The sequence below is a fragment of the Winslowiella sp. 2C04 genome, assembly GCF_050037805.1.
Classification (GTDB): domain Bacteria; phylum Pseudomonadota; class Gammaproteobacteria; order Enterobacterales; family Enterobacteriaceae; genus Erwinia; species Erwinia toletana_A.
Window position 1 is genome coordinate 1,410,204 of record NZ_CP188300.1, and the last position, 12,900, is coordinate 1,423,103.

At 33.3% G+C, this 12,900-nt stretch carries 11 protein-coding genes; 3 read left to right on the top strand and 8 right to left on the bottom strand.

All coding sequences use genetic code 11. The features are described from left to right. Window positions 1-58 precede the first annotated feature (58 nt). The gene (locus ACP3TC_RS06145) at window positions 59-466 is read left to right on the top strand and encodes a hypothetical protein (protein WP_426817782.1); all 408 of its coding nucleotides are present in this window, start codon (window positions 59-61) and stop codon (window positions 464-466) included. Between the two features lie 185 nt (window positions 467-651). Here ACP3TC_RS06145 and ACP3TC_RS06150 read toward each other — a convergent pair whose 3' ends face one another. From ACP3TC_RS06150 to ACP3TC_RS06175, 6 genes are all read right to left on the bottom strand, one after another. Further along, on the bottom strand, window positions 652-1,806 hold the full coding sequence (locus ACP3TC_RS06150) for a hypothetical protein (RefSeq protein WP_426817783.1): 1,155 nt from the start codon (window positions 1,804-1,806) through the stop codon (window positions 652-654). A gap of 249 nt (window positions 1,807-2,055) precedes the next feature. Next, window positions 2,056-2,637, bottom strand: a complete 582-nt coding sequence (locus tag ACP3TC_RS06155; protein ID WP_301253493.1) for a DUF4755 domain-containing protein — start codon at window positions 2,635-2,637, stop codon at window positions 2,056-2,058. A 296-nt stretch (window positions 2,638-2,933) separates the two neighbouring features. Then, the gene (locus tag ACP3TC_RS06160; protein WP_426817784.1) at window positions 2,934-4,040 is read right to left on the bottom strand and encodes a relaxase/mobilization nuclease domain-containing protein; all 1,107 of its coding nucleotides are present in this window, start codon (window positions 4,038-4,040) and stop codon (window positions 2,934-2,936) included. A gap of 9 nt (window positions 4,041-4,049) precedes the next feature. Next, window positions 4,050-4,442, bottom strand: coding sequence for a hypothetical protein (locus tag ACP3TC_RS06165; RefSeq protein ID WP_426817785.1), 393 nt, complete (start codon window positions 4,440-4,442; stop codon window positions 4,050-4,052). Between the two features lie 229 nt (window positions 4,443-4,671). Next, window positions 4,672-4,866, bottom strand: a complete 195-nt coding sequence (locus tag ACP3TC_RS06170) for a hypothetical protein (protein ID WP_426817786.1) — start codon at window positions 4,864-4,866, stop codon at window positions 4,672-4,674. Continuing rightward, window positions 4,859-6,490: a patatin-like phospholipase family protein gene (locus ACP3TC_RS06175; protein WP_426817787.1), complete on the bottom strand. Its 1,632-nt coding sequence runs from the start codon at window positions 6,488-6,490 to the stop codon at window positions 4,859-4,861. Before ACP3TC_RS06175 ends, ACP3TC_RS06170 begins: the two co-directional genes overlap by 8 nt. A 622-nt stretch (window positions 6,491-7,112) precedes the next feature. Here ACP3TC_RS06175 and ACP3TC_RS06180 point away from each other — a divergent pair. Further along, window positions 7,113-9,140, top strand: a complete 2,028-nt coding sequence (locus tag ACP3TC_RS06180; protein WP_311972908.1) for an ATP-dependent nuclease — start codon at window positions 7,113-7,115, stop codon at window positions 9,138-9,140. Continuing rightward, entirely contained in the window at window positions 9,137-10,813 is a 1,677-nt protein-coding gene (locus tag ACP3TC_RS06185) for a UvrD-helicase domain-containing protein (RefSeq protein WP_426817788.1), read from the top strand. Before ACP3TC_RS06180 ends, ACP3TC_RS06185 begins: the two co-directional genes overlap by 4 nt. A 165-nt stretch (window positions 10,814-10,978) precedes the next feature. Here ACP3TC_RS06185 and ACP3TC_RS06190 read toward each other — a convergent pair whose 3' ends face one another. Next, window positions 10,979-11,905: a sce7725 family protein gene (locus tag ACP3TC_RS06190; protein ID WP_426817789.1), complete on the bottom strand. Its 927-nt coding sequence runs from the start codon at window positions 11,903-11,905 to the stop codon at window positions 10,979-10,981. Next, window positions 11,887-12,753, bottom strand: coding sequence for a sce7726 family protein (locus ACP3TC_RS06195; RefSeq protein WP_426817790.1), 867 nt, complete (start codon window positions 12,751-12,753; stop codon window positions 11,887-11,889). Before ACP3TC_RS06195 ends, ACP3TC_RS06190 begins: the two co-directional genes overlap by 19 nt. Window positions 12,754-12,900: the final 147 nt, after the last annotated feature.

Here is a 12,900-nt window from a genome sequence, read left to right on the forward strand (position 1 = left end):
AATATTATGATATTTCTTTAAATGTCAGGATGACATTCACAACAGCAAGGATGCTACTATGAATAAATTAAACAGATATTTGCCAGATCAAAAATTTTTGATACTCCTCAATCGCTTCATTCTTAGATACGATGAATCAGACTGCAATAAAGAAAAAATCGTAAAAGATGCCTACCTGTTTTGTGTAGGATACTTTTTGAAGTATCAGCAAGACTATCAGAATCCCTATCTGAAGGGACCAAGCAACATTATTGCAGTTTTGAGTTCGGCTTTACTAAGTCCAAACTTCTATACAATACCTTCAACTGTCAGTCTCGAACGGGTGCTGTATTTCTATAAGTTTATTATTGAATACATTATCTGGAATGAGTATGAAGTAGAAAGAATATTTGCTACTCAAAAACAAAGCTTTACGCCTTCAGCAGAGCTTAAAGCGGATGGTTTCAAATTGAAGAAAAGGGTATAGGATATACTTTTTATTCAATATGGCGATACAATAAATATGCCATATGATCTTTACACTTAACTTAGGGCGAGTGTTCTGCAAATGAAAAAAAATGGCATGAAAGAAAATTGCTACGTATGGATTAATAACTAAAAATTAGAAAGTAGGATCATATTTATAAAAATAATTACGATCCTTTATTTTATTTAATTCGTGTCATTCCATTGAATGATTTTGTTTTTATCAAAAACAAAACATGACTGCATTTTTCTTTCCAACTCCTTCAAAATGTCCGTGTCAAAGCTTAGATCAAATATTGAAAATTTCCTTGCTTCTTTGTATGTTTTTTCAATGCCTAATGGACATACTAAGCTGACATTTTTATAAGCGAAAAAAGTAATACCTTTTATTGTGTATTTGTTTTCACTTTTATCAGCTTCTTTTTGCCAAACAGGGTTGTTAAAAATCTTTTCAGAGTAGTCTTCTGATTTAATGAAATAATTATGCTCTCTATAATCAGTTAAACCTGCTAATTTCATGGTTATATCTATAATTATTATAGGTATTGGTTTTATAACAAAAGAAATAGGAATTAATAATAGCAGCGCAAATCCTATGGCCAAACATGCTCTTTTAAAAGATGATGTTTTTTTGTCATCTCTCAGAAAAATAGTTGCAGGTATCTGAGAGAACATTATAACAACAACAGAGATCATTACGACACTCATAAAGCTAAGTGGTGATGTTTCATTATTTATTTTCAATAACGGTATAAAAAGTGCCAGTGCCGTTATTGGAGCAAGTGATATAATGGTAATTGATATAGGTGTTATCAAGAAATAGGCCTTGAGCTTTCTCATGAGACTGATTCTATTTTGTTTTATTTCCTTCCTTTTGCTTAGGTAAAGGGAGGTTAGGTTGATTACTATTATTGCTATGAAACTTAATAGCATTTCCGTTCGTGTGGGATCTAAAGAAAAAAAGTAAGTGCCAGTTAAAAATATAGCTAAAGTCAAAAGTGAGGTTATAAATACAGCTTTTATAGAATACTCAATTGTTTCAGGGAAACCGTCTTTTTTATAAAACTTATTATTAAAACAAACCACCATAAGCAACGACGGGGTGTAAAAAATTAATAAAAAAAGAAAAAGCGATATAAATAGAGAAGTTGTTATTATGTCAAATGATTTTTCACCTTCTAATGCAGCATGGAAAACGTCAAGTCTTCCTAATCTGTCAAAGTATATCCATAAACTTGTGACACCTAATGAATATATCAGTCCAGCTATAGGAACTAAATTTAATAATTTGAAAAATAGTGAATGATATTTTTCTTTATTTGAATCTACATTACTAAGCACTTTCTAACATCCTTATTCAATTTTTCATCGTCCGTTTTTATCAAAGGACTATTTTCAATGAAGGTTTTGCGAGCGACATTTCCAACAATATTTGTTGATACACTATCGAAAGTGCCCTCTATGATTCCGCCTATAATAGGTATCATATCGCCAAAGTTTATAGCAACTTTTTCACCAAACTTCGTCAGCAGCCTAAAAAAACCAATCAGGCGATTGGTTTTTAAGTCACTGATAAATAATAAATAAAATTTATCTGTTAATTAAGTTGTCAAAGATATGCATCCATCTTTTAAGCTGAAGCTCCGTATCTCGAATGCCTTCCTGAGAGTTGAAGTCGCCATGCTGCGGGAAAAACATTACTCTCCACTCAGGATGCTGAACATCATCTACTGCGATGTAAAAGCCTGACTCTCTGAAATCATGAGTGCGGTCGAGTTCTTTGTTGATACCAGCCCGTTCTCTCGTAGTAGACAAATCGTATCGCCACTCTTTGATTGCTGAGAACGGATAGGTTTTTTGTTTGTTCTCTTCCTTGAGATGGATTAGTCCCCGTTTTTCATCGAGCTTCATAGCAGTTGAACCAAACTCATGGCTCCACATGCCGTCAGACTCTCCGAACACATCTCTGGTGCTGGCATTCCACTTCTTAATTCGGAATTTTTTGTAGGCAAACATCAAGAGCATGATGCTTGCGAAAATCCATACGATTGCAAGCTGGACCAACCCCTGAATTCCAGAGAAATAGAAAATGACAATCGGAAGTGCAATTGCAATCCATACCCGTTTCATCATAAGGAAGTTGGGCTGTTTTACTTCAGTTGTTGCTGTCATAGGTTCGTCCAAGGTTAGTTTCTCTGAATCGAAGGCGCACGTATGCATCAGCTTATTCTGCTGATAAATCAGTGTGCTAGGTGGTTTCGTTTGAAGTTACATTACGGCTTGGAAACAGGGTCTAGCAAATCATTTATACCGATCGATTGCTTTCTTTTGATAGTCAATGGCTATCATGAATAGATAATTGATCAGTAATAACGATCGATCGTTTTTATCTATCAATCTGATTTGAAATGAAAATATTTGTTGTGTTTGGCTTAGGGAATGATTTTAACTATCTGAAAACTAGCCGTTTAAAGAGGTTTAAATTGCGGTTTTCTTGCCGAGTCTTGAGAATTTACCTCAGGAAACTCTGGTGTTTCAGAGTTGCCGGTTCGTATTGCTGTATAGATGACATTACTTTTGAGAGGATTGAGTATCGTTGAACTAACAGCTTTTAAACTGGCAACAAGCTCGTCGAGGTAAGGTATCCATTGCAACCAGCGAGATCGGATATGTTCTCTGGTATTTGCAGTAAGGGGTGTTGGTGTAGCTGTGGGAGGAACTTCAATGGGATTCGAAACGTTTTCATTGTCGGCAATCGATTCAGGATCAACAGCCTCTATAGGTTCAGTCACGGTGATTCGCTTACTCATGTTTGACCAACTGTATGCCTTACCGAGCTGTGATGCCTTAAAAGCTACTCTCTGATGCTCAAATGAAAAACCGTTCATCTTGCCAGTGGATGCGATGTTTGCTGTCACTGATATGTTTTGCTTTTGTAATTCATATACGAAGTTTTCGATAGTGATGGTATCGAAGAAGGTAAGGATCGCATCTATAGCTTCTTGTATCACTTTCTTAGAAGCTTTCTCTCCGGTCCTTTCCTGCATCATCTTTTCGTTACGAGTGAGCTTCCTTTGCTTCTTGCGCGGTTTAGCAGGAGAGGGACCTTTCGTTCGAGTGAGTTTGTGGTCTTGCTCAAGATCTTGGATCACACGGGTGCTTATCAGGTTTTCGTTCTTACCCAAGTAAAGTTGGCGGTCTACTAAAACGTTTATACGGGAAGCAATGATGTGTATGTGCTGACCAGCTTCATCATTGTGTAGGACATAACAACGAAGGTGAGTGTCTGAGAAGCCCATTCGCTTCATGTAGTCGTCAGCAATGTTCCTCCATTGTTGATTTGTGAGTGATTCACCAACAGGGAGACGAAGGGAGTTATGCCAAACTGGTTTCGTAACATCCTCTCTTAGCTTCTGAGTCTTTACGAACTCGGCGTTCAGCTCGTCTACAGTGATGCCGACAAGATTGCCACCAATCACCATTGGTATAGTCATATGATGAGGAGCAGGGGCAAGCGCATACGAGATGACTCCTCGAAAGTTCTTACCCCTTTTTATTTTATTCATACCCTTCATCAGCGATGATCACTTTTCAAGAGCCAGCAAAGCATCTCTTACATGCAACAGCTTCACTTTTAAAGCACTTACTTCCTGCGATAGTGGCTGAGCATCTTCGCCTCTGCGAAGCAGGAACGACGTAAGATCATTCAGTTTCTGTAGGGAACCAGTAAGCTCCTGCCAGGCTTCTTTGTTAATTTCGGGAACAGAAGGGGGTAGTTGCTGAAGAGCTGAGGATCTCAGCCAACAGCTCCTGCTTAGCTGTCCTCTGAACTGGTTTACTTTGCTCAACTCGACTTCGTTTAATCTGACAGTTACTGAGTGTTTGCGAAGACGATTAGGGGGTGATTTTTTAACGGCAGGCTCATTGGAAAATGTAGAAGGAAAATCATCGTCGAACATAATATTGTTTTTTTTCATATCAACTCCTTTTGATATTTTTATTAATAGCATATCCATATGCTAACAATAATAAATACCATAAAGATCAATTGCGTCAATGGGTTGGGATTGAAGTTTTTGCTTTGATCTTTCTTTTTCAACCGAAGGGCAGAAAAAGCAAGGCAACTGAGCATCGCTCAGTTAGCCCTTGCTAAAATGAAATTATATTCATAAGTGAATGAATTATTTGATATCTCTACCTTTAAAATTAACTCTCAACAAATTTAAGCTTTTTATTGCTTAATTGTGATTTATCAATAAGGTTTGATTTAAGGCGAGATCTGGCTGCTCTCATTAGACCTACATCATTTAAAGAGAAAAACTCTTCTTTAGTTGTAGTCCTGTCAGAACCCTCCTGCCTTTCAGAAAGAACTTTTACTTTAAACTCTTGATTTTTATACATTTTCGATACCTCCACGATTTTCATGAAAAAGCATCTGATGACCAAGTATTGCGTTTCGGATGATTTTTGCACTTCTAAATAAAATCATACTAATATCTTCGGAGATGTCAAGTTCAAAGGAACAAGTTGAGTCTTGCGAATTATTTATAACCTTGACCCAATTACAGTCTAAAACGTGTTGTTCTACTGATATAGTTAAAACAGCTATCATTTCGATTTTTCTTTGCTTAGCCTTATTATCAGGAGTTGATGAGATTTTAATAGGATAATTAATAAAAGTTTTTCCCTTACTTTCATCATAAAATATTGTAGTGTTGGTTGATTTCCAACATCTCACACAACTAAATCCAGTGTTGATTTTGTCATCATGATTCAGATCAAAAATATGGTCTTTAATTTGATTGTCGCAGTCTTTATTCGTAGTCTTAGCAAAAGAGACAAGCTTGTCAGCATAATGATTAATGGTCGTATAGAGCCATACTTTAACTACTTCTTCTTTTTCAGGCAGATATGAGATTAAAAATTCAAGCATTGGCTCGAGTTTACCATAAAGAAGCCTAGCTATGCTGTGCACATCTTGCGAAGGATCTAAAAAAGACATCAATTTAGTATTGTTTATAAAAAACCGAGTGAATTTCTCACCCCTTTTAAATAAATTTAACATTTGTTTATCTGTCAATTTGAAATCAGTTGCATTAATCGTATTTGGAACTCTTATCGGTATTGCAATTCCACCTGAAACATCTGAAATAATATTGGTGCTAGCATCAAGAGAAGAGTTAATTAAAGAGTTAACGTGTTCGAAGAAATTAACTTTAGTTGTTATTGTTTTTTTTGGTGGGGTTGAAACTAAATCGAATGCAAATATAGGAAGCCTTTTGAAAGAGTCCTTGTGAAACAGATAGGTTGGTAGATTACATGATAATCCGCCATCAGCTAAATAATTACCATTAAAATTACTTGGCTCAAATACTATAGGATATGATGCAGATGCTAATAATGCTTGGATCACACAAATGTCAGGAGTTTTCTTATGGGAGAACTCTACTGCATTGCCAGAAGTAATGTCAGTAGCAATGATTCTCAGATCAATATTTGTATGTTTAAAATGGGCTGCGAAACTTAAAAATACGGCATTAGAAGTTTTATTAATTGTTAATTTCTCATGAGAATAAGCTTTTAATAATTCCTCAATCTTAGTTTTCTTATAAAATCCATTATTATCAAATAAACGATTCATAGCATCGTCAAAGATCTTTCTTTCTTTGTTGGAAACACAATAATACAATTTCCACAATTGCTTCAAAATCCTGAGAAAGTTTGGTTTTTTCTTAATCCAACCAATTGCTTTTCTTTTAACAATAACACTCTTCACTATATGGAGTTCATCAGTAACAGGTTGTTCTAATAAGCCAATAAAATCAATGAATTGAATTTTTTTAAATATTTCGTCACCTGTAAATCCAATTGAAGATAAAAAGGCTATAATGGCTCCTGCTGATGCACCTGCATAACCTGCAAACTTTATATTTGACTCGCTTACAGCTTTTAATGCGCCAGCAAAGGCAATACCCTTAACTCCACCACCATCAAAAACAGCATAAGCGTCTATTTTATTCACCATGTTTTATGTCCTAAATTTATATTAAGTGACATATTGTATAATATATCCATTTTAAATTTAATGTCTAAAATACAATTAGTTTCTCTTAAACCTTAAGGTGTAAATGTGATTATGTCATGTTCATTCATTTCTTAAATATAAAACTTAGTTTTAAATATATTAAGGTAGCCTTGATATTCAATAAGCAGTATTGCTTTGTTTATGCCAAAAATAGGGATGGGATGTTAAAATATCGTTCTTTCAAATTAATATCCCTTAATAGAATGCTTAATTATTATGGTAGAGAGCTGCTATACTATGTTAGAAAAATCTAGTAAATTTGTTATATTGATTTAAGTATAACCTATCGAGAATAAAAAGTAACAAAATAAAAACGTATATATTTCAGTGGCTTGTTGATTTTACTTATTTTTTTTGATTAATTTAGTTCATTTTTTCTTATGAAATCTTTAAGGTGAATCGCTCTGGAGTAGACATCTTCAATTTGGTTTTATTTAGGTTTATTTATATTCATAGAGAGATTATGTATTTTTATAAAATATAAAAATTAGATTTTTAATCAAAAAGGAAATAAAGCACTATTGATTATTATAGTAAATCTCTGACACTTACAGGAATGATTATGCAATTAAAAAAAATATTTATCTCTGGTTTTAAAAGTATATCAACCGATAAACCTCAAACAATATACTTCGACAATACACTAACAGCACTTGTAGGTTCTAACGGCACAGGAAAAAGCACGATTATGGAAGCCCTGTGTAAACTCTTCAGTGTAGATCATTCTTTGAGAATAATAACAGTGAATGATTTTCACAATGCTGGTGCGGATTATGATCAAGAAAAAAATCTAATAATAGAAGCTTGGTTTAATTTCCCTGAAGTCAATGAAGGTGAATTAGGGATTCCACCTTTAATAGAGCACCTAACCTTCAGTGATGAGAGTGATGAACTTGTTTTTCGTATCCGGTTTGAAGCAAATCTTAGTTATGAGATTAACCCTTTAGGAGATATCGACGAGAACTTATGGATTATCGATAGTTGTGATGAGGAGCCAGACGAAGTTGACATGACAAGATGCTCTTCTGCAATTAGAAATTCAATACAATTAAGTTATGTGCCCGCTAACCGTGATCCAATGATTCAACTTAAATACTCATCAAAAGCAGTCTTAGGTCGGTTGCTCAAAGCTATTGAATGGACTGGGGAACATAGGGGGTTGTTAGAAAATCATGCGAATAGCCTAAACGAGTTAACTGATACGAATCCAGCATTTGCAGAAATTGCTAAATCAATAAATAAAAGTTGGAACAGTATTTATAAAGGTCAATATTTATCAAAGGCTCAACTTAAATTTCCTATATCAAATATAGATGAAATATTAAAGTTGTTACAATTGCATTTTAATCCTGATGAGTTAGGAAATATAGTTAGTGTTGATAGGTTAAGTGATGGGCAGAAATCGCTAGTGTATTTTTCTTTAATAAAAGCTATGTTTGAGATTGATAGGAATACACGAGAGCTTTTAATTGAGGGTAAAGAATGCAACTTTAATTATGAAAGAATGCGCTTGCCTGTTTTCAGTCTAATTTGCCTTGAGGAACCGGAAAACCATCTATCTCCACACTACTTAGGTAGAATTATTTCTTTGATCCGGGAATATAGTAATTATGATTTCTGTCAGGCAATCATTTCGTCTCATTCTCCATCCATATTAAGTAGGATTGAGCCGGAGCAAATTAGGCACTTCAGAATTGATAACGAGAATAGATGCACTATCGTTTGCGAACTATCTCTTCCCGATGATACAGATGAAAACTCCAAGTTTGTAAAGGAAGCTGTTAAAGCATATCCTGAAATTTATTTTTCTAAGATTGTCATATTTGTAGAAGGGGATAGTGAAGAGATTGTTTTACCAAAGTTACTTCAAATATATTCAAAAGAAATGGATTCTAATTCAATATCTGTTGTTCCTTTAGGAGGAAGACATGTTAATCATTTTTGGAGGTTGCTGAAATATCTTAAGATCCCTTATGTGACTCTTCTTGATTTTGATATCGATAGAAAAGGCGGTGGTTTTGGTAGAATGAAGTATGCTGTTGAGCAGGTATTAAATGTAGGTAAAGCGACGGGGTTTATAAAACCCTCAATTCTACGAATAATACCTGAATGGGATGATGAGAAAGATCCTAATAAATATAAAATAAGGTTTATAAGAGGAAGACCCGAGCCTATTTCAAAAAATATTGTAGAAGCTCTTGAAGAGTGTAATGTTTTCTTTTCATCTCCGCTAGACCTCGACTATTCAATGATCTGTGCATTCCCTGACATTTTTTGTGTTGCTGATAAGGTTTATGAAGAGCAAGGTCCTAATAAAATAGCAAAGGGAAAGGATAAAAACCTTATCGATGCAGTGTTGAAAAGTAGTAATACTGGTATTCGGTATAATTTTGGGGATGAGTATTTAGATAAATTCCTTTGGTATCGTTATAGATTTTTGTCAAACAAAAGTAAACCAGCATCGCATTTAAGAATGTTTTCGATAATTGAAGAAAAGTATACAAATAAAAAAATTATTACTAAATTACCACCTGAGCTGATTCGTTTGTTAGATAGAGTTGTGAAACTTTCAGAGGATACAATTGAATGACTAAAATCTGGAATTTACCTGAGGGGATTTTAGCTACTGATGAATTAATTGATCTGATTGAAGAGAAAGGATCAGTTTCTATCTTAGCTGGTGCAGGTTCTGGTAAAACAGAGTTCTTGGCACAAAAAGCAAATTATTTACTTCAGACGGGGCTTTGCTCATGGCCTAAAAGAGTATTATGCTTATCGACTAAAAAAGAAGCTCAAGTTAATATCAAAGAACGTATTATGAAAAGATGTGGTTCTAATGGTAATCGATTTGATTCTTATACATTTGATGCTTTTTGCAAAAGCATTGTTGATCGCTTCAAAAATGTTTTACCCTTGGATATCCGGCCACCTGGAAATTATGATGTTGAAACCGATCAAAAAAAATCAAATGGAAAAGATAAACTTAGTTTTGAGGATTTAAGAAGATATGCAATAAAAATTGTCAAATTGAGACCAGATATAGCCGATGTTTTTGCAGTTAGTTATACCCATGTGTTTATTGATGAATTTCAAGATACAAGAGCCGAACAATATGAATTAATTAAGCTATTATTCCTAAATAAAGCAACCATATTGATCGCAGTAGGTGATATTAATCAAAGTATAATGTTGTGGGCTAAGGCATCCCCTACTTTTTTTAAAGATTTTCAAAAAGATTTTTCGGCTAAAAACAAATTTCTTACTAAAAATCATAGAGCAAGTGAAGAAATACAGAAAGTACTTTCTTGTTTCATTAGTTTTATTGATTCTTCCCAAAAGCCATTTACTATTACTCATAAAACAAAAAACTGTTTTATTCATGTCTATAATAATGAGTTTGAAGAAGCGGACGATTTGGTTTTGCAAATTAGAGAGTTAATTGACAGTGGAACGGAAGAGAAGGATATCTGTGTTTTAACAAAACAACAATCCTCCTTATATACCTCAGTTATTAGGGATAAACTTACTCAAGTTGGAATTAATAACCTTGATATGTCGGAATTGCAGGATGCTTTAAAAGAGCCTTTAGGAAGAATATTTGCAAATTTATTCAGAATTTATACTGATATATCACATGCTTGTTACAGCGATTTATGTGACTTATATCTTGAGTTAAACAATGTTAGTAGAGGTGATGATAATGAATCTGACCTCATCAATAAATTATCTATTCACATCTCAGATACCAAGAGAAGCCTTAGTGCTGATTCGGGTGAAGATTCTTTGTTGGCTGTAATTAATGAAACTTTCAAGTTTATACAGTTTAAGAGAATAATTTCAAAATGGGGGCAATATAAATCTAAATCATTTAGAGATGCTCTCTGGGAAAAACTTGAAACTCATCTCCGTAACACTATAAGCATTACAAACTCTTTATCTGAAGCATCAAAAATGTTCAAAGCTGAAAATTGCATTCAACTGATGAACATACATAAATGCAAAGGATTAGAGTATAAAGTTGTATTTTTCATCGGTATTGAGGATCAGGCTTTTTGGAATTATTCTTCTAAAAATTTCGAGGATAAGTGTGCTATTTATGTTGCTCTTTCCCGAGCAAAAGAAAGATTAATTATATCAACTTCTAAATATCGAGAATTTAGAATTAGTCCAAAGTGGGATAATCGAACTTCAAAATATGAAAAGGTGAAAGAGATATATTCTTTCTTAAGGGAAAACTGTTTGTTCCCGTTAGTTAAACACTAATTCCTTTTTTCAGTGAGGCTTTACTATTTTTAATGTTTATTTAAATATCAAAGCTTGATTGGGTGAAGGCTGGATTAATTTTAGATGGTAAAAAAGGGAGGTCTTTATCAAACCTTCCTTTTTTAAGCAGTGTTTTTAAAATATTGAATTGCATTAATTTTATATTTAATATTGATAAATGCTTTCTATATGATGTTTTATCGACAATTTTTTAGGTATACCTAAACCAGGATAATGGTTTGATTGATGATACACATAAAATCCCTTAAGACCTTCAGTATGCACAAATTTATGAGAATTTGAATTAACATGATTTACTAAAAGATTAAGTGCTTCTTTAAATTTACCACCAGGATTACTCTGTGTTTGAGTATTAGTATAAGAAGAAAAATGACGCACGTATACTTTGTTAAACCTGGTATTATCAATATAAGAAAGATGCAATGTAATTACATAAGCAGGCCCACCACCTTTTTTAAACTTTTCAGGTAGTATTGTATAATCTCCAAATCCAATGGCATTATGATATTGGTTATAAGTTAAATGTAAACTGTCATAATCAGATTCAGCAGGGTAATCGAGGTTCCTTTCTTCTTTACTAAATCCGTCAGAGAAAACAACTACTTTTGACAAAGTATTCCATACCACGTGGTTTGTATTTTTTGCGGGATTCAACAATACAAGTTCTGCTCGTTGCAGGATTGGAATCATTTTTGAAGTAATTGTTCCTTCAATATAAATTGCGAACGATTCATCAAAAGTTGATGCAAAGGAAAGGGCATTTGTATCATTTTCATCAAAAATTTTTATACAAGGATGAAACGTCGAACCTTGCGATACATTTATTCCCTTTTTTAGATCTGATGAGATATTTGAATTTACTGTGGTTTCATACTCATCTTGCCTTGGGTTTATAACGACCAAAGGGATAAATCCTTTTGGCGATATTTTATCAATTGTTTCGATTAAATAATCTTTTTTTATATTGAGTGGTTCTATAACTGGATACAAATTTCCAGGGGAAAGGTGGTCAACTAATTCACGAAGTGCTTTAAGCTCAAATTCTTTACCTTTTAGTATAGGGAAGTACATAACAAGTCCTTGCTGTATGTAGAATGAATATTGTTTATCAAATTTTCACGATGTTGCTTCTTCAGATCAGAGTTTATCCCTGTAATTTTTAAAGAAGATGGCAATGAATATAAGAAACTTTTATCTATATCTCTTGTTTTTAAAAGAGTTTTTTTATAATTGGTCCTGACTAGAGCATTGTCGCAATTTAAGAGAAGTTCTTCACAGGCACTAAAGATTTCTGTATTGGAAACTTGAGGAACGTATCCGTATATGCTTTTAACTAAATATTTATATTCTTCGATCCTAAGTGAATGCATAAGCATAGAAATATTTAATTTTCTTTTGACAACTTCTGCTTTCTTTATCTCTTTTAGTGTGCTTTTGTTAGTGAGATTGATGATCCCAACCTCAACAGGAATTAAGGTTGATACAGTTTGAAGATGTTTGTCAGAAACTACTACATACACTTTATCAAATAGCTCAATGTAAGATTTCAATTGCCTTTCGAGTCTATTGAGATTATCAAAATCAGTTTTTATTTCGTAACATGTTGATACTTGATTTATAATCACGCAGTCGGCTTTATTACCACCCACACGAAACTCTGAAAGCATAGTTGAACTACTGAGCGAATGTCTTCCCATTAGTAATTTATTTGCTATGATATTTTTATAGAAATATTCATTTCGATATTCTTTTCTCAGTATGTCAAAACAGAAATCGAATATGTCAGCTAAAGTGAAAACTTTATTAAAATTATTTGTGTATGCTTTTACTATTTTAGCTAAATGACTAAAGTCTCCATTTGATACATTTTCAATGTTATTTTTAGAGAAAACTTTGGCTATACAATTTGTTGTTAACATTCAAAAAACCAGTTTAGAATTTTGGATAATGATAAGAAACATTATCTTTCTTTTAAAGATGCGTTATCATTAGATTAGTTTTTTTTACATAAAAAATCAATTTTTTATTTTCTATTCTTTTCAATGGTTTACGTGTTATATAGTAAT